13 protein-coding genes are annotated in these 18,506 nt (G+C 34.0%); 5 read left to right on the top strand and 8 right to left on the bottom strand.

Translation table 11 applies throughout. The annotated features are described in order from the left end of the window. The 4 genes from A4F88_RS17790 to A4F88_RS17775 form a co-directional block, all read right to left on the bottom strand. A partial coding sequence (locus A4F88_RS17790) for an Ig-like domain-containing protein (RefSeq protein WP_156062668.1) occupies positions 1-2,330 on the bottom strand: 2,330 nt, incomplete at its 3' end. Between the two features lie 138 nt (positions 2,331-2,468). Then, positions 2,469-3,089 carry a response regulator gene (locus A4F88_RS17785; protein WP_068844036.1) on the bottom strand — a complete coding sequence of 207 codons (621 nt, stop codon included), beginning with the start codon at positions 3,087-3,089 and terminating at the stop codon, positions 2,469-2,471. A gap of 47 nt (positions 3,090-3,136) precedes the next feature. Next, positions 3,137-4,876 (bottom strand): ATP-binding protein, encoded by a 1,740-nt coding sequence (locus A4F88_RS17780; protein WP_082815803.1) that lies wholly within the window; start codon positions 4,874-4,876, stop codon positions 3,137-3,139. Positions 4,877-5,252: 376 nt separating this feature from the next. Further along, the gene (locus A4F88_RS17775; RefSeq protein WP_082815802.1) at positions 5,253-6,308 is read right to left on the bottom strand and encodes a helix-turn-helix domain-containing protein; all 1,056 of its coding nucleotides are present in this window, start codon (positions 6,306-6,308) and stop codon (positions 5,253-5,255) included. Positions 6,309-6,682: 374 nt separating this feature from the next. On the opposite strand from A4F88_RS17775, the gene A4F88_RS25215 reads away from it, so the two are divergent. The 5 genes from A4F88_RS25215 to A4F88_RS17750 all read left to right on the top strand — a co-directional run bounded on the left by A4F88_RS25215 (position 6,683) and on the right by A4F88_RS17750 (position 9,922). Then, on the top strand, positions 6,683-7,066 hold the full coding sequence (locus A4F88_RS25215) for a hypothetical protein (protein ID WP_178368489.1): 384 nt from the start codon (positions 6,683-6,685) through the stop codon (positions 7,064-7,066). Positions 7,067-7,544: 478 nt separating this feature from the next. Next, entirely contained in the window at positions 7,545-8,108 is a 564-nt protein-coding gene (locus A4F88_RS17765; RefSeq protein WP_068844028.1) for a DUF6642 family protein, read from the top strand. A gap of 2 nt (positions 8,109-8,110) precedes the next feature. Further along, positions 8,111-9,031 (top strand): AraC family transcriptional regulator, encoded by a 921-nt coding sequence (locus A4F88_RS17760; RefSeq protein WP_245179159.1) that lies wholly within the window; start codon positions 8,111-8,113, stop codon positions 9,029-9,031. 72 nt (positions 9,032-9,103) lie between these two features. Beyond that, a complete protein-coding gene (locus A4F88_RS17755) occupies positions 9,104-9,304 on the top strand; it encodes a hypothetical protein (protein WP_068844066.1) in 201 nt (66 codons plus the stop codon). A gap of 45 nt (positions 9,305-9,349) precedes the next feature. Then, positions 9,350-9,922, top strand: a complete 573-nt coding sequence (locus tag A4F88_RS17750; RefSeq protein ID WP_068844026.1) for a pentapeptide repeat-containing protein — start codon at positions 9,350-9,352, stop codon at positions 9,920-9,922. A gap of 89 nt (positions 9,923-10,011) precedes the next feature. On the opposite strand, the gene A4F88_RS17745 is transcribed toward A4F88_RS17750, so the two are convergent. From A4F88_RS17745 to A4F88_RS17730, 4 genes are all read right to left on the bottom strand, one after another. Continuing rightward, positions 10,012-11,592 carry a DUF5123 domain-containing protein gene (locus A4F88_RS17745; RefSeq protein ID WP_068844024.1) on the bottom strand — a complete coding sequence of 527 codons (1,581 nt, stop codon included), beginning with the start codon at positions 11,590-11,592 and terminating at the stop codon, positions 10,012-10,014. 28 nt (positions 11,593-11,620) lie between these two features. Continuing rightward, entirely contained in the window at positions 11,621-13,420 is a 1,800-nt protein-coding gene (locus A4F88_RS17740; protein ID WP_068844022.1) for a RagB/SusD family nutrient uptake outer membrane protein, read from the bottom strand. Between the two features lie 17 nt (positions 13,421-13,437). Then, the gene (locus A4F88_RS17735) at positions 13,438-16,680 is read right to left on the bottom strand and encodes a SusC/RagA family TonB-linked outer membrane protein (RefSeq protein WP_068844020.1); all 3,243 of its coding nucleotides are present in this window, start codon (positions 16,678-16,680) and stop codon (positions 13,438-13,440) included. 641 nt (positions 16,681-17,321) lie between these two features. Continuing rightward, positions 17,322-18,488: an MFS transporter gene (locus A4F88_RS17730; protein WP_068844018.1), complete on the bottom strand. Its 1,167-nt coding sequence runs from the start codon at positions 18,486-18,488 to the stop codon at positions 17,322-17,324. Positions 18,489-18,506: the final 18 nt, after the last annotated feature.

The following is an 18,506-nucleotide window of genomic DNA, read 5'->3' as shown; positions in this document are numbered from 1 at the left end:
GCATCTACTGCTCCGCTATTATCGGTAGCTGTAAAAGTAAAGGTATCGTTTCCTGTAAAGGTTCCACTTGGAGCATACGTTAGGTTGGCTGCCTGAGTCGGGGTTAAAACCTGACCGGCTGTTACCGCTACACCACCTAAAGCTAAAGTTCCGTGAGTTGGTAAACTCACTACGGTGTAGCTTGCAATCGTTCCGTCTGTATCTGTTGCAGATAAAGTACTGATTGTGGTTGCTCCGGCTGTTGATGCGATACTTGCATTGGTTACATTATTGGCTGTTGGAGGGATATTTACTGTTGGCGTAACAGATGATGAATCATTTCCAGAAGTTGGATCGTATAAATCACTTGTTATTGTAGCTGTATTTAAATAAGGTCCAGTCGCATTTACTTTTGCTGTAATAGTTAATATTGCAGTCGCAGCATTCGCCAGATTACCAATAGTCCAGGTTGGGGCAGTCCAGGTTCCTGAAAGTGTTGAAGCACTTACAAAAGTATAACCTGCAGGAAGTGCATCTGTAACTGTTACTCCTGTTGCCGCATTTGATCCATTATTTTTAGCTGTAATTGTAAAAACAACATTATCTCCAACATTCGGATTAGCATTATCAACAACTTTACCAACTTGTAAATCTGTCTGACAAACCGATGAATTCAGGTTAACTGCAATAGCTACAATAGATCCGACATTTCCACTAGTTGCTCCATTAGCTTTAAATTCAGTAACTGATGTAGAACTAGTTGTTCCGTTTACACCTCCGATAATCGTTTTAGTTGATGTATCGGTTGTAGCTTTAACAGAGATTACACCTCCACCTCCACCTCCGCCAGGGCCTTCTGCCTCAGCTCCGGTAATTAGCTGATTACCTCCATTACCCCCATTTGCATTTATAGTATTTGCCAGTGAAGTTGCCTGAATTAAAACAGTTCCTCCACCTCCTCCACCTCCGGGTGCATCATTGTGTCCAGCAACTGTATTAAATCCATTTTGCCCATTAGCCTGAATAGCTCCTGTTCCGCTGATATTATTTGTTACTACAAGGAAAACTATCCCTCCTCCATCTCCTCCATCTGCGTTAGCATTATTATTTCTATCTCCGGCTCCTCCACCTCCACCAAAAAATATTTGGCTTTGCATGCCGGTTGATGATAACGGCCTTCCTCCTAATCCTCCCATTGCATCTCTATCATCTCCGCCCCAGGTTGCGTTTAAAACATCTGCTGCCGGAACACCTGTTGAGATAAAATCTTTTGGATAAGAAGGTCCTACTGTACACGCATCTAAATTAGCTGAAGAATAAGTATATCCTCCGCTTCCTCCTCCAGAAGAGTTTGTCAATGCATTTCCATTGGCTTTATAATTAGGATCTAAAGCCCAGGCACCTGGTGCTACGCAAGAACCGAAATCATTCATTACACCAGCACCTCTAAACCAATTGGCAGCAATACCTCCATTGGCACCTCCACCTCCTCCGGCATTGTGGGCATTTCCACCACCTCCGCCATTGGCAGCTGCACCTCGACCGTATCGTCCTCCTGTAACATCATAATCTGTTCTGTAGCCTGCTATACTTTCACCTTTCTCAGCTGATAAAGCAGGATCTGTAGTTCTAAAATCGGTGTAAAAAGTCGCTCCTGCTGCAGAGGTATTGTTTTCGATTGTACCTCCTCTAAAACCAGCTTCGTTGGCATTTATAGAACCATTATTCACAATACTATTAGCCAAAACTCCAACAAAACCTCCTCTTCTAAGTGCTAAATCTGAAGGATCTGCAGACCCAAAAGTTGGCGCTCCCCAGGGAATTGCTACTACACTTCTACCTGCGTCTACTGTTAACGTTGTATATTGCGGAATACGAATAACCTGAACATATCTCGCCGCATAATAAGATAAACGTGTATTACAGTTCAAAGTAATAACATTACCGCTAACACTTTTTACATAGGCCAATTCATAGGAACCTGCTCCATTATAATTCGTTACCGCCCCATAATTCATTGTATTGGTAACATTTGTAATAGCTCCTTGTGCCTGATATAACATTATTAAATCTCCTGTACTTAGCGCATTATTAGCAAATACACCCGTATTTGTAACATATCCTGAAGGCAAATACGCGATTCCGTCGCGATTTAATTCAGCAATATTAGTTACTGTTACTGTGTTTGTACCTGCCAATACATCAGTCGTAACTCTTGTATATCTGTTTAGTACTGTATTTGAAGTAGATACTCTTAATGCACCATCTTTTTGTGCAAAACTTTCATTAGTACATAATAACAATATAAAGCAGACCAGAAATATCCTTCCTGGCCATTTTTTATTTGTCATTAATTTTTTTAAATAAGTAAAGTTCCCCATATAATAAATAATTAAAATTCTGTAAAATAAGCTCCGGAGATATTCATTTATCCCCTGATATTGCATGGATTGAAATCAGATTATAATTTCAATCCATATTATTTTTTATTAACTAACATATCCTAGTTTTGATGCCTCACGAACCATCCCGGCAACATTACTGACATCGAGTTTGTTAAAAATATTTTTTCTGTGATTTTCTACTGTATTCACTGAAAGTTTCAGTTCTTTAGCAATATCTGCAGTGGTAAATTCTTTAATAATGAATTGCATGATCGTAAGCTCTTTTGCTGTGAGCGTAATGGCTGTTCCGACTCTGTTCTCTTTTGCTAAAAATGAATAATCATCTGGTAAATAAATACCGCCATCCCAAACTAATCTGATGGCTTCTAAAAGTTCTTCGATATCCTGATTTTTGTTTACATAACCTTTTACGCCCATAGCCAATAAGTTTTCGACCAAAATTGGACTGGAGAGTGAGGTAAAAGCAATAACGTTCAAACTAGGATGGTTTTTCTGAAGGTATTTATAAACCTCCAGTCCTTCTACGTCGTTTGCAATTAAGTCAACAATAATCAAATCTAATCCCGAGTGTTTTTCAATTTTAGCATACAAATCCAATTTGTTTGTGGCATAAAAAAGCACTTCTAAATCTTTTTGATTTGAAAAAAAACTGTTCAGACCGGCGCACACGATGGGCTGGTCTTCAAAAAAGGCAATGTGTATCATGTTACAAATTAGCGATAAAAAAACTGGTAAATAAATAGCGGTTTTCCCTATGTGGGTAAGATAATTTTAAAGACGCATCCCTGAGGTTCATTGTTAAAAACATCAAGGGTACCACCATTTTTCAGCATTAATTCCTGACATAAATATAGTCCTATACCAAACCCCGATTCGAAATTGGTACCCACTCCCGGATTTATACTTTTCCTGAAAAGCTTGTCTATTTTCTTTTGTTCGATTCCCTTTCCAAAATCCTTTATTATGATTTCATTATTTTCATACTCTATAATAATGGAACTATTTTCATAACTAAATTTAATCGCATTATTAATTATATTTCGAAGTACAATGCTCAGGACTGTTGGATTAAAAATGATAATAGTCTCTTTTGAAATTCTGTTATCGATTTGAATATTTTTAGCTTTTAACTGGTGCGATAATTCCCTGCGGGCTGCAGTAATAAAATCAAACAACTTGATTTCACTGGTGTTCGAAATTGTAGTAATTAACTCCGCTCTTGCCCATTCAAGTAAACTTGTAAGCATGGTATCAGATTGCTCCAGCTGTTGGCTTATTGCCTTTATGTAAGAAGATACCACTTTACTTTCGTTATTGGCAATTTCTTCTTTATCTAACAAGACTTTTAGTGTTGTAATAGGCTCTTTAAAGTCATGAGAAATTACTGTAAAGATTTTTTGATGTAGTAAATTAAGGCGCTTTAATTCACTATTTTTATTTTCAATTTGCTCTTTTTGTAATTTGAGTGTTTCATTCGTTTCACGTTGTTTTCTCGTTAAAACAAAAATAGAATACAACAAAATGATTAATAAAGTAATCCCAATTAAGGCGGCAATAAGAGCAATTTTCTGTTTTTGTAATTTTATTTCTGTTGACTCATTAATTCTTTTCAGAGTAATATTCTGTTGATCTTTTAGCTTAATTCTATTGGCCACTTCAAAGGAATCTATTCTGATATTTCTTCTTTTAGTATCTTCCAGCCCTACTAACCTGTCAAGTCTTTCAAATGTTTTATGAGCGGCTTCAAATTCACCATGCTCAACAAGTATTTCCCTTAAAGTTCGCATAGCGTTAATCTTATTTTCCAGGGCATCACAACTATCAGCTATTCTGGCACTTTCGGTAATGGCTTTCTTAGCTTTGTCAAGTTGGTCTTTTCTACTGTAAATACGGGCCGTTTTTACATAGACTTCTGAGAGTTTACAAGGATCATATTTTTTTGCAGCTTGCTCAGCCAGCAAAAATTCCTGCATACTTTTTTTGTGATCGTAATTGATATAGTAGTAGTATCCGATAATTAAATGCAGCCCCATATACTCATTGGCTCTGTTTTGGGTCACCGGAATTTTGTCTTTACATAAACTCGCGTAGTAAAATGCTTTTTTATATTCTTTTTTGGTAAAATTCAGGTCTGATAAAATATACAGGCTTTTATAATATATCCTGTCCGCCTCTTTTCCTTCTACTTTTTGGATAATAGATTTTTGTAAAGCCATTATGGCATCAGAGGTTCTTCCTATTTGATTGTAATAATTTCCCTGAAAAAAAAGAACAAGCTGAAGTTCAAAACCACTCAAATCATTCTTGTCTAATTGTTTTTCAATTAAGTAACCAATACTATCCAGTTTGGTCTCATTATTTAAACGATTTAAGTTATTTCGAAGCTCTTGAATTGAAGGGCTAACTTCCTGCGACCATAAACCTGAAGAATACAACAATAGTATTAGAACTATATGTTTTATAAAATTATGGATCGCACAAGTAGAAAACATAAAAATTAGTTAATCGAAATAATTACTTTTAAGTTTAATGACAAATCAAAAAAAGCTGCCATAAAATAATTTATTATTTGATAATGAAGCTATAAAAGCACCGCCATTACTGGAATGCGATTCCTTTTATATCTGGATATGGATTTGTTTCGCTACCAAATGTAAACGAAAAAAGAAGTTGTGAATAGTCAATTCGGACATTTTTAAAGGCAATGGTAAAATGTGCTTTTTTGAAAGAAAAGAATTATTTTTGAGTTTATACCATATTTTTTAAAGCACTAATAATCAATATGTTAAAATTAACACATAAAAAACAGCACTTCCCAAAAATGAAGATCAACAAGCATTCTTTTTGGAAAAACTATTTTAAAACGAATTAAAAACGCACTTCAGAAGGCAGTTTCCCAAATCGTTTTTTAAAGCTTGCTGCAAATCTACCCGCTGAATCATAGCCAGTTAAAACAGCAATATTCTGAATATGAATATTCGAATTTTCAATTAATTGTTTTGCCAGCATCATATTCTTTTCTTTATGATATTGCAGCATCGAAAACCCAAAAACAGTTTTAAAATTAGACTTTAATTTTGTGGGAGATGTATTGACTTCTTTAGCTATAGCTTCAATACCAACAAATGGAAGATGTAAATTATGTAAGATTATTTTTTCTGCTTTTGCAACGTTATGGTAATCTAAATTACTTAGAGAAACATTGTCTATTATACGGCTATCATCAAAAGAATTATTAAAAAACTCTGTAATCAGTTTCATTGATTTTTTCTTTAAAGCCGGTTTGTCTGATTCAACTACTGTAGCATTTTCTATAAATTTAGATAATTCTGATCCTAATTCATGAGCTTTGGGAGCAATATCCAGCCAGGTATAAGACCCTTTATTCCCATCTAAGAATTTTTTTATGGCTTTACTTTCCCTGAATTTTTTAGATGTAAAGTTTTTAGAAGCCCAGTCTTTTGTAATGGCAAAGCTAAAAAACCTGCCAGTTGTTCCTTTATAAAAATAACTTGATATTTCTGTGTTTGGCTTACTAAAAGTCCAGCAAGTACTTAAAAGGGTTATTTCTTGATCATCTTTCAATGGGAATTTATACTCGAACACTGAAAAAGTTAATAGATAATATTCGCTTGGTTTATTCTTATCATAATAAGATCTTGTTACTATGTTTTCTTTAACATTCATATACATAGCCAAAAGCCAGAAACCGTCTTCGATTTCCCGATAATACATTTTTGCCTTGCAAAGCGGAGTACTTAAGGAAAAGAATTGCTTTAAAGATGTATGATTCATGCCTGGCAGTTTCAGTAAACTATCCAGCATTACTTTAGGGGAATTAAACAAATAGGGCAACTGAAAAAAACCATCTTTTAGAAGGAAAAGATATTTCTGGATGTGTTTGGGCCAATTATCTAGCGTCATGAGTTTAAGTGTACTTAAATAGTAAATTTCACTAACATAACTCTTTTACCATCATAAATTTACGGATGCAAAAATATAAAGTCTGATTTAAAATAATTGAAAAAACATTAAAAAACTTGTTTTTAGCTATCTCTAAGCCATCATTTAAAACTGCAAATAAATTTAACAAACTCTTCCTTTTTCGTTTTCAATCTAAATTCAAATTCAAAACAGGTAATTATACGTAGTGTTCGAACTGTTAAAAAAAACGATTTTTGTTCCAAAATGAGAAAAACCGTAAACTATTCTCATTAAAAAAATTGAATTTAGCAAAACAAAAAGAAAAATATCACAAAAACGAGAACATTGTATATTTAACTATTAAAAAACAAACCATGAAAAATCTTTGGTGTTGGCGTTGCAAGATGGAAGTTCCGATGTTAAATACAGAAGAATATCTAACAGCATCTAAACTCTATCGCAGCGGTTTCGAAAAAGGAAAATGTAATATGACCAGAACTCAACGTTTTAAAGAGCTTCTTGATTACTATTATGAATTAACAGGTGTTAAATTAACAAATCCAAATGCTATAATGCACCATAGAATCGATTTGTACGGTCCTCCATGTGAAAACTGTTCTAAACCTTACAGAACTTCTAAAGCTTCATTTTGTGCTGCATGTGGTCATAAAAGAAAATCAAACGTAATTAATTACGCCGAAACTTTACAAAATGAAAAATCAAAATGGTGGAAAAAAATTTGGTTTCAAATTGAATAGCACAATTCATACTTAATCATCCAATCTGACTTTATATCTATCTTTTTACTTCTTTTTACAAGAAAAGTTTAGAGATGAAGATCAATTATAAAAATCCAGTTTTGCCTATTTGCCATTTCGCTTTTCTTTATCGGAATCGGAATCTACGATACAGCAAATGAAGGATTAAAAACAGGAAAGGAGTTATTTTGCCAAATTTCTCATTTTGTTCCATTTGTAATGGGTGCCATTATTTTTGGAAGTAATTTATATTCGAAACGAGTCGAGAATTTCAGAAATAAATAAACAACAACTTATATTTAATCCCTTTTTAGTCTTCTAAAAAGGGATTATTTTGTTTTACATCTACATCAAAATATTTCTTCAATGTCAAAAATGCGTTAAAAAACTTTCTGCATGACCGTTTTTCCACAATAAAAAATACTTTTGTGAAAAAGGAAAAACCAAAGACTTATCTGCAATCAGAAAATATAGCGATATGGATTACGAAAAATTCATCTTCTGCCTCGAAGGCGTTCCGGACGTAGACAATGCTACAACAACTCAGGTAGTAAAAAACTTAGAAGAAATTGCAATTAATCAAGGTATTACCAGTATTCACAAAACCTGCGATACGATTGAAGGCCTCGAAGAAAGCCTTAATGTACTACTTTATGAAGATCATAATTTTAAAGATTATGAAATCATTTATTTAGTGATGCCCGGCGAACCTAATAATATTTGTCTTCACGATTATTATTATAGTCTTGAAGAAATTGCCGAGCTTTTTGAGGGAAAAATGAAAGGTAAAATTATTCATTTTGCCAATTTAAAAGTACTTGATCTAAACGATGAAGAAGCTCAGTATTTCCTTGACATTACTGGCGCCAGAGCTATTTCTGGCTACGGATCAACTTACAATAAGATCGCCAGTTGCAGTACCATTGACAAGGCTTTTTTTAGTTTGTACCAGGAAAATGATGACATTACAGAAGTAGTCGAAGAATTATATCAAAAACACTATGCTCTTTGTAAATTACTTGATTTTAGACTCTATTATTAAGGATGAAAACAAAGATATCTGAAAAAATAAAAACCTATGGTCCAACAGGATTTCGGGAGAAATTTCTGGGAGAGGATAACCCTATTCATTTGCTTTTCAAATCAAATTCGGATCATTTTTTCTGTCTTGAAATAGATGAAGTAATGCAGATGCAATATCCGGTTCCGCCTTGTAAACATTCCTGCCATACCTTAATTTTTATTTCTTCGGGGCAGCATATTATGAAGCTGGGATATCAGGAATACACAACTACAGACAATGAAATTATTGTAGTACCAGCCGGACAGATTTTCTCTCTTGAGAATGTTAATAATATACATAAAGGCTACATATGTCAATTTCATCCCGATATTTTAATTAGAAAATACGGAAGCCGGGAAATGATTAATGAATTTGATTTTATGAAAATTTCCGGCAATCCAAAAATCACTTTAGCTGACAAAGATGTTCCTAACATTACAGCCATTTTGAATCGGCTTCAAAAAGAATATTCTGAAACTTCAAGTGCAAATCTGAATATCGTGCAATCGTATCTCATTACACTGTTTTATGAAATGAACAAAAACTCGGTAAAAAGTTCTAAAAGTATTTCGGCAGCTGAAGTTATTACCACTAAGTTTAAAGAACTTATTCATGAGAATATAAAAACACATAATCTTGTTCAGTACTATGCTTCGATTCTTAATGTAACACCAAATCATTTAAACAAATGTGTAAAAAGTGTTACAGGGAAATCTGCTGCAAAATGGATTGATGAAACCATATTATTAGAAGCCAAATATTTACTCTTTCAGACTACACTTTCTGTAAGTGAAATCGCAGTGCAGGTGGGTCATGAAGATCAGTCTTATTTTAGTCGGTTTTTTAAAAAACATGAAGGAATTACACCTGTTCAATATCGAAAAATGATTGATAAGTCCTAAGCATTGATTATTGAATCCTATTAAGTAGTCATACCTTTTTCAGAAATTTGCCTTTTCAAAAAAATGCAAATTATGATTTATGTTTTTAAAACTTCTGTTGACAGCCAATCAAAATTTGAGTCGGCTTCAACCTTACTTCACGAATTACTCCCCAATTCTGCATGGAATTTTGATCTTGAAGACTGTGATAATATTCTAAGAGTTGACAGCGAACTTGACATAACCCATTTAGTGCTGCACAATGGCATATTTGAATGTACTGAATTAGAATAAAAGTCAACTTAATTTCTTCATCTTTCAATCTCTTCATAAAATAATATGGAACCAAAATTATATCAAAACAGGACTTTTGACACTGTTGATTATTCAGATCAAAGTTTAGCCAATACTGAATTTGTTAATTGCGAATTCATCAATTGTAATTTTTCTAAAAGTGATTTGAGTTACAATGACTTTTTAGATTCTACATTTAAAAACTGTAATCTTTCGTTAGCTGTTCTTAAAAATACGGGATTAAAAAATATCAAATTTATCAGCTGTAAATTAATGGGATTGGATTTTAGCTCGAGTAACAGCTTTTTGTTTTCAATGAATTTCCAGGATTGTCTTCTGGATTATTCGACTTTTATCTATAAAAAATTAAAGAAAACAAACTTTATAGATTGTTCTCTGAAAGATGTTGATTTCTCAAACACTGATTTGTCATTGGCAACTTTTAAAAATTGTGATCTGGCGAATGCTACTTTTCAGGAATGTATTTTAGAAAAAACAGATTTTCGTTCTTCCAGAAATTATGCTTTCGATCCATCCGAAAACAAAATTAAAAGAACTAGAGTTTCTCACGCTGCCCTTGCTGGTTTGCTTGAAAAATTTGATTTGGATATTGAGTAATTTCATTTATTTCAAAAGTATTTTTAGCTTTAAAATAAAAGGGATGCAAAATTGAATGCATCCCTTTTAAAATTAAAATTACTATACAATTATTGTCTCCAACGCGGATCTCCAACGCTTCTATCAATTAAAGTTTGATTTTTAATTGTAAAATTCCCTCCTGCTGCATTTACAAACTGTGGATCTAAAGTAGTTCCGGATGTATCTGGCCTGTTATTCGCAAGCGGAACAGGATTTGCATTTAAATTTGGTGAATTAAAATAATTATTATTTGTAAATGTAGGATTTGGAGTTGCTGCTTCTCTTGTATATGGTGCCGGTGTATTGGCAAACAATGTATTACGAACAACTATTACAGTAGTAACAAAACGTGTATACAAAATTGAATTTGTAGTAGCAGCAAGCATATTTGGATTCAATATAGTACAACTATCAATTAACACATTTGAAGTTAAACCTGTAAGTCCCGCATCCATACGGATAAAATGTCTTGCTGCTGCAGTTGAAGATGTACAATTGTTGAAAGTACTGTTCTTAAGTGTAAGCTGTGCTACCTGAGAACCTCTTACGTCAATAAACTCTCCTCCAACTGTCAATATATTTGTAAGAACAGTATTGTCAACAATTATTGAAGTAATTTTAGCAGCAGCTAAGTTTGCACTAATTAATGAAACTCCATAATCATGTATATTACAACCACTTATTGATAATGTACCATAGGTAACACTATTATCATTGTATTTAATAACTGAAACTGCAGCTCCGGCAGCTCCTTTATCTCCTTTTAGATCTAAATCTATCAAACTCACATTACCCGATCCGGTACCCAATACAAAATTCACATGAAGTTTTGGCGTATTAGCAGGACGTAACCCTCTTAATGTAATTGGCTTATTCAAAGTAATTGCTCCAGTTTGATTATCAGCTGTATAATCTCCAGGTTCTAAAACTAATATAGCTCCTGATGCTGCATCTGCAATTTTCTGCATTAAATCATCTGTTGCCTTAACCAAAATACCGGTACCAATATCAATTCCAGTAGTAAATGTTACTACACCTCTCTTTTTAGCACCATTTAACAAAGTAGCTGTATAAGCCGTTTCACTTGTAAGACCTGTTATCGTTGCAACACCTGCCGTTTTTTCGGCTGCTGTTATTGTATGAGTAACATTACCCGGCATAAGAGTAATTTGTGTTACGGTACTATTTGGCGTCCATCTCAAAATAACTTGTTTAGCATCAATATCTGCAGCCTGAACAGGAAAGAAAAGCTGCTCAGAAAGTGTTGTTGCTGTTGCCAATGACCATTTTGAATCTTCTAATCCGGTTGTGATTGCCTTTACTCTTATTGAATAAGTAGTTTCGCCTTCAAGCTGAACACTTAATGGCAATTGGGATCCTGTAACTTGTACTGTTTTATAGATCACTTTAAAGTCTGGATCATCTGCGCTAAACTCTACTGTATAATGATCTGCTTCTGGGTTTACTGTCCAGTTTAGCTCAACAAATGTTTGGTTTCTTACTTTTGCTGTAAGGGCGATTGGAGAAAATTCTCTTGTATTTCCTATCCCATCTAATAATCCCTCATTATAGCTTTCACAGCTTGAAACTGCTAGTGTAAGTACCAATGTGGCTATTAATCCTTTTAGTATATATCTTGTTTTCATCATAATAACTTTATTAATTTTTTCTAAGATCTTAATAACCGTAATCGTTCTTCAATTGACCATTGCTTCCATCAAGAAACACTTGCCATATTGGCCAGAATTGTCTGTTATCAGGATTAACGCCTGCTTTATATAATGAATTTATCTTAGCATCTGCAGCTGTTCCAGTCCATGTCCAGGTAGCTGATGAATATGTTACTCCGGGATTTATTGTTTCTCCTCTATTTAATCCGTAGATATCTAAACTTACATTATCTGATTTATACTTATAGTACAAAGTTGCCGGTACATCAGCATATTCACCAGTACGAGCAGATAAATTTGTCATTTTTTGTTTTGCCTGATCTAATTTTGCTTTCAGCAAATTCCAACGAATTAAGTTTTGTTTACGTTCCATTTCTCCGGTAAATTCAAATTTATTTTCTTCAACAAGAGCATTGAACATCGCTTCTTTACTAGTCAAAGCATTTACATAATTATCCACCTTTACAGTCTGAGCAGCAGGAAATGCTCTTCTGCGAATTTCTTTTAAATAAGGCGCAGCTGCACCAGGACCTTCTAATTCGTTAGCCGTTTCGGCAGCAATAAGAAGCACTTCAGCATAACGCATGTATATTTTATTTACTCCATCATCATTGGTAGAAGTCACATAACGTTTCATCCATTCGTAACGATATTTACCAAAATACCAGGTATCTAAAGTATTTAACTCTTGCTTCGCAATATTATTAACTGCTGCACCATATTTGTAAGGTACACAAGTAACATCTCTACGCGCATCAGCCTGGTCATAATCGTAAAAAACAAATGGTAATGGACCTGCTACACCTCCACGATTAGCTCCATTAGCCTGAAACTGATCACTGGCCGCTGTGTGTTTTACAGCAAAAGTAAACAACATTCTACCGCGTCCATCTGCAAAAGGAAGTTCCCAAAGAGATTCTCCTCCGGCAGTAGTGTTTTCTTCATTGTATTTTCTCCATAATCCCTCAAAAGTAGATTCTAAACGAGCAGAACCACTTTGAATTACTTCACGGGATTCTCTTAATGCCAATGCATACATATTGGCAACTGAAAGTTCCGGATCAGTACTTCTTCTTACTCCGTCAGGGTATTGTTGGAAACCACTTGCTGCCAAAGCCAAACGTGCTCTAAATGCTTTTACAAAAGCTTTATTTACGTGCTCTACAGTACTTGTATAGGCTGTTTCGTTAGGCCATGCAACCAGTGTTGATGCTTCTCCTAAATCTGCAATTAATTGTTTATAAAGAATATCTCTACTTGATTTAGCCAAATATAAAGTTTCACTGCTAATAGGTTCAAAACGAGCCGGAACATCACCCCATGCTTTAATTAAATCAGCATAGTAAATTGCTCTTAAAGTTAAAGCTTCTCCTAACAATTGTCCCATTTCTGTTCCTGGTAAAGGTTTTCCGTACTGGCGTAAACCTTGGATGCAAATATTAGCACGTTCAATACCTGAGAACATCATTGAATAAGCATTATTAGTCGTATTCATCTCTGTATTACTTGGTTTTGCATCATAAACACACAAATCTGACTTATCTCCTGCTGTTTGTGAAGTATTATACCATTCTACATCTGTATTTAATCCATAATATGGTAAAAAACGCCCTCTGTAAGAGTTAGTCTCTGCAAATGGTACTTTTATTCCGTCAATAGCTCCTTTTGCAAGTCCCGCTGTAGAAAAAATCAAAGATGCATCTAATGTTGATTGTGCAGGAGTATCTAAATAGTCATCTTCAAATTGTTGACAAGAACTGAATAAACCAGAAATAATCAATCCTGCTATTATTATTTTATGTTTCATTTTGTAATAATTTAAAATTAGAAATTAAGATTCATCCCAAAAACCATTTGTCTGCTTCTTGGATAAGGACTTGAATCAACCCCAGGTGTAAGCGGATTTTTTCTTCTTGTTGAAACTTCCGGATCAGAACCTGAGTACTTAGTCCAAACAAAAACATTGCTTGCTGTCAGATAGAATCTTAATTTAGAAACTCCAAGTTTTGATGTAAACATTTGAGGGGCTGTGTACCCTAATGTTAAAGTATTTAATCTTAAGAACGATGCATCTTCAACTGCCCAATCAGTAAATATAGCAGTTCTCATATATGGGGACCACATTGTAGTATTAGCATTAAGACTTGCTAATGCCACAGGATCTGTTACTAATTGACCTGAAACAGGATCCAAATTCGTCCATCTCTTTCCATCGGCCATAGTAGAATTTAAATTTTTGTACTGCCCTGAAGCATTGGCTGTAGAGAATTCAACTTTATCTGCATTGTATATATCATTTCCGATACTCCAGTTAAAAGCAGCCATTAAATCAAATCCATAAGCATTTCCGTTGATAACAAAACCACCTGAACTTTTAGGATTATAATTACCAATAACTGTTTTGTCGTTTAGGTCTACTTTTCCATCTCCATTAACATCTTTCAGTTTCATGTCTCCGGGTTTAAGAGAGCTTCCGTCTCCAACTAAAGTAGTAGCAGTACTAACCACTCCGCTTTTTAAAACATATTTTCCACCAACATAATCAAAGTCAGAAACTTCATATCTTCCATCATTTTTATAGCCGTACATAGAACCTAACGAAGAATTAAGCGCTATTAGATAATCATCTCCAATTTGTGAAGATGCCCAGCCTGTAGCTTGTCCAAAATTATTCATAATGCCTAATGAGTTAATACGATTTTTGTTTACTGCCATATTGAATGAAAAATTCAGTCCGTATTTGGCTTTTTCAATAGCAACTACATTTATAGTAGCCTCGAAACCTGTATTTTGTGTTTCTCCCATATTACGGTATTGATAATCATATCCGGAACCTGGAACAGGGAAATTAATTAATAAATCGCTCGTAATATTTTTATAGACATCAAAATTACCACTTAAACGATTTTTGAAAAATCCAAAATCCAAACCAATATTCTGAGTTACTGTTGTTTCCCATTTTAAATCAGGATTAGGCATTGTTTTTGAAGGTGCCCAAATACTAGTAACTCCATTAATCCAGGTTGTTGGTGTAGATTGAAAAATTTGAACTTGCTGCCCAACAGGTATATTATTATTTCCTGCCTCACCATAACTAGCTCTTACTTTTAGAAGATCTATCCAGGTTTTGCTTTTTAGAAAACGCTCTTCCGAAATTTTCCATCCCGCTGCAAAAGCAGGGAAATATCCCCAACGATTTTGTTCTAGAAATTTACTTGAACCGTCTGCACGAAATGTAGCCGATAAGATGTAACGGTTTTTGTAGTCATAATTTGCACGTCCGAAAAACGACAATAATCTGTCATCCGGGCTATAATAATTATCTATAGATTGCGGTGTTCCTTGTGTTGTTAGATTTTTGGCTTTCTCAAAATCAAAAAACGTAGGATATCCATGAATAGTACTGGTTACAGTATTGGTAGTATATGTAATATTTTCTTGTCCTAAAAGAGCAGTCAAATGATGGTTTTCACCCATTATTTTTTTGAAATCATAATTCAGTGTATTAGCATTTCTAAAACGTTTCTCTTTACCATCTGACATAATCATTGCTGGCATACCCTGTAACGGACCAACTGGAGCATTAGCTACATAATAAGTACTTCGCCCATAAAAACGATAATCTAATGTATTAAAATTGTCAAGACCTAAATCTACTTTTAATTTTAAGTTATCTACAAGCTCCCATCCAAAACTTCCCAGCATATTAAAGTTTTTACGAAACTGTTGACGATTATTATCATAAATAGATCTTAAAGGATTTACCAATACATCTGAACCGTCTCCGGATACATCATCTGAGGTTAAACCTGCAACCGGAAGTGGCGCATAACCAACAATAGTGCGCATACGTGAATCTGATGAAGATTTCTCATTTTGTTCATTTACCCCTCCACCATCAATCTCAGTATCTGAATAACGTACTGTAAAGCCAACATCAATCTTATCGGTTATTTTACTTTTTAAAGCTAACGCCAGGTTATTTCTTTTGTAATTTGAACCTATCATAATCGCTTTTTCATCGTAATGAGCGTAATTAAAGTTATAATTAAGCTTATCAGTTCCTCCTCTAATTCCTAAATCACGGCTTTGTACCTCTCCCGTGCGTCCGAAGATTTGTTTTTGCCAATCATTTCCTTTTAAACCTTTATACATATCGTGATCTTGCCAGTTTCCAAAATACTTAGTATATGAAGACGGATCAGAAGCTACTTTTGTTCCGCTTTGTGAAAGCAAAGCATATTCGTATTGCCATTTCGTATAATCTTCAGGCGACAAAACATCAATTTCGTTAACCATCTTTTTCATACCATAGAACATATTAAAATTTACCGCAATTTTCCCGTCTTTCCCGCTTTTTGTTGTAATAAGAATTACCCCATTTGCACCACGTGATCCATATATTGCAGTTGAAGCAGCATCTTTTAAAACAGTCATCGACTCGATATCAGATGAAGAAATATCATTCATATTGTTTATTGGAAATCCATCCACAATAATTAAAGGCGATGCGTCCTGAGTAAGGGAACCACCTCCACGAACTCTAATTCTTATATCTGCATCCGGAGAACCCTCTGATGATGTTACCTGTACACCTGCAATTCGGCCTGTTAGCGCTTCAGCAACATTTGCTACTGGAACCTTCTTCAAATCGTTACCAGAAATAGTAGAGACTGCACCCGTTAAATCAGACTTTTTTGATGTTCCGTATCCAATTACAACAACTTCATTTAAGCTGTTAGAATCTTCAGTTAAAATAACATCAATTTTAGTTTTGCCTTCAGTACCTACTTCTTTCGTTTTAAAACCAATAAAGGAGAAAGTTAACACTGCTTTAGGGTTGCTAAGTTTTATTTTATAGCGTCCGTCAAAATCTGTAGAAGCACCATTTTTTGTTCCTTTTTCTAATATATTAACGCCAGGTAAAGTTAGTCCTGCAGCATCTTTTACTGTTCCTTCAAGTGTTACTGCCTGGGCATTCATTTGATTGCTCATCAGTAAACACATTAAGAAAACAACTGCAAAGCAACAATTTGCTCCTTTGTTAAATAAATCTTTAAAATTCATGGTTGATTGTTTAAGTTATTAATTGTTTTAAGTGGTTTTTTGTGGTTATTTTTTCGGCTAAAACTTTTCCAAAAATAATTATAAGGTCAATTTGTTCTGTTTAAAAAGGATTTCTCATTTCTTTATATACAAGTCAAATTAGCAATATTTCAAGATGCTTTTTAAAAGTTGTAATCGATTACACAAACATAAATATTTTTTTTAGATAAAAAATTAAAATTCATAAAAATTTCATAATAAAAATAAAATATCAAAAATAAAGTTGCTTTTTTATATGACATCTGTAATTTATCAACCATATAAATATTAAATATATTTTTATTATTTCATGATTTGTTGCGATTTTACAAAAAAAACAATCGATTACAATAAAAGAAATTACAATATTATTAAGTGTGTTTTTAACATTTAAAACAGCTTTACTTATGGAAATTTCTCCTAAATAAGCTGTTAATTTTATAGAGACCAAAACAATTAGAAAAACTATTTCAAATTTAATGACACTATATTCTTACTAATAGTAAATACAATATGCCAGAATTGAACTTAAAAACAAAAAAAGCTCACTACAGAGCATAAAAAAACCCTTAAACTATCTATAGTAAAAGGGTGATGTATTGTATTAGGTAATTCTTAAAACATTAAGCGCGTTGAAGTTGCAAATTACTTTTGTGTTTTTGCATTAAAATAAAAGTAATAATCATTCCAATTACCGCCATTCCAAGACCAATAAGATTTGGAGAAGCATAGCTATAACCGGCACTTAAAGGCAATCCACCTAAAAATGCCCCTAACGCATTACCAATATTAAAACTTCCCTGAAGAGCTGCCGAAGCAATCATCTCTGCATCTTTGGCCGTTTTAATCATTAGCATCTGAATGGGCGCAATAACAGAAAATGAAATTGCTCCGGTTAAAAATGTCAAAAACAAGGAAACATACTGATTAGAAGAAAACAGATAAACCAAAATTAAATCAATCGACATTACAAAAAGCAAAGCCAGTACAGTAGGTGCCGGTGAATATTTATCAGCTAGTTTTCCTCCAAAGAAATTCCCCACAACCATACCTAAACCAGCCAGAATTAAGATAGAAGAAACATCTTCGGCTGAAAATTTAGAAACATTAATTAATAAAGGAGCAATATAACTTATCCAGGCAAACAATCCTCCAAAACCAATAGCAGTAATTCCGATGATCAGCCAGGCCTCAGTTTTCTTAAAGAACTGTAGTTGTGTTTTCATATTTACATTGCCGCTTTTCTCCAGATTTGGCATCCATAAAGAGATAAACAAAAAGGTAAGCAACCCCACAACAGCAATTAATACAAAAGTATAGCGCCATACAAAATGATGCCCAATATAGGTACCAATTGGCACACCTATTAAATTCGCCAGCGTTAAACCGGAAAACATAATCGCTATAGCCTGTGCTTCTTTGCCTTTATCAGCCAAACGACTGGCAACTACCGCTCCTACTCCAAAAAAGGCTCCATGCGGTAAACCGGAAAGAAATCTTGAAGCGAATAAAAAATTATAGGTAGGTGCTATAATCGAAAGCGCATTAAATAAGGTTAACATTAAGGCAAGAATCAAAAGCATTTTTTTTGGTGGAAAGTTTCTCCCAATTATAACTAATAAAGGAGCTCCTATAACAACACCAAGTGCATAAGCTGAAATTAAATATCCGGCAACCGGAATCGAAACTTTCATATCTGAGGCAATATCTGGCAACAAACCCATCATAACAAACTCGGTAATACCGATAGTTAAACCTCCTAATGAGAGTGCAATAAGACTTTTTTTCATTTGTTTTTACTAGAAAGG

This window comes from Flavobacterium chilense (genome assembly GCF_001602525.1).
Taxonomy (GTDB): Bacteria; Bacteroidota; Bacteroidia; order Flavobacteriales; family Flavobacteriaceae; genus Flavobacterium; species Flavobacterium chilense.
Note: the sequence above shows the minus strand (reverse complement) of the source record. Positions and strands in the feature narration are given on the sequence as shown.

Coding starts and splice junctions, on each gene's coding strand:
- A4F88_RS17785 (WP_068844036.1), bottom strand. CDS start 3,089: ATGATACACATTGCCTTTTTTGAAGACCAGCCCATCGTGTGCGCCGGT.
- A4F88_RS17780 (WP_082815803.1), bottom strand. CDS start 4,876: ATGTTTTCTACTTGTGCGATCCATAATTTTATAAAACATATAGTTCTA.
- A4F88_RS17775 (WP_082815802.1), bottom strand. CDS start 6,308: ATGACGCTAGATAATTGGCCCAAACACATCCAGAAATATCTTTTCCTT.
- A4F88_RS25215 (WP_178368489.1), top strand. CDS start 6,683: ATGAAAAATCTTTGGTGTTGGCGTTGCAAGATGGAAGTTCCGATGTTA.
- A4F88_RS17765 (WP_068844028.1), top strand. CDS start 7,545: ATGGATTACGAAAAATTCATCTTCTGCCTCGAAGGCGTTCCGGACGTA.
- A4F88_RS17760 (WP_245179159.1), top strand. CDS start 8,111: ATGAAAACAAAGATATCTGAAAAAATAAAAACCTATGGTCCAACAGGA.
- A4F88_RS17755 (WP_068844066.1), top strand. CDS start 9,104: ATGATTTATGTTTTTAAAACTTCTGTTGACAGCCAATCAAAATTTGAG.
- A4F88_RS17750 (WP_068844026.1), top strand. CDS start 9,350: ATGGAACCAAAATTATATCAAAACAGGACTTTTGACACTGTTGATTAT.
- A4F88_RS17745 (WP_068844024.1), bottom strand. CDS start 11,592: ATGATGAAAACAAGATATATACTAAAAGGATTAATAGCCACATTGGTA.
- A4F88_RS17740 (WP_068844022.1), bottom strand. CDS start 13,420: ATGAAACATAAAATAATAATAGCAGGATTGATTATTTCTGGTTTATTC.
- A4F88_RS17735 (WP_068844020.1), bottom strand. CDS start 16,680: ATGAATTTTAAAGATTTATTTAACAAAGGAGCAAATTGTTGCTTTGCA.
- A4F88_RS17730 (WP_068844018.1), bottom strand. CDS start 18,488: ATGAAAAAAAGTCTTATTGCACTCTCATTAGGAGGTTTAACTATCGGT.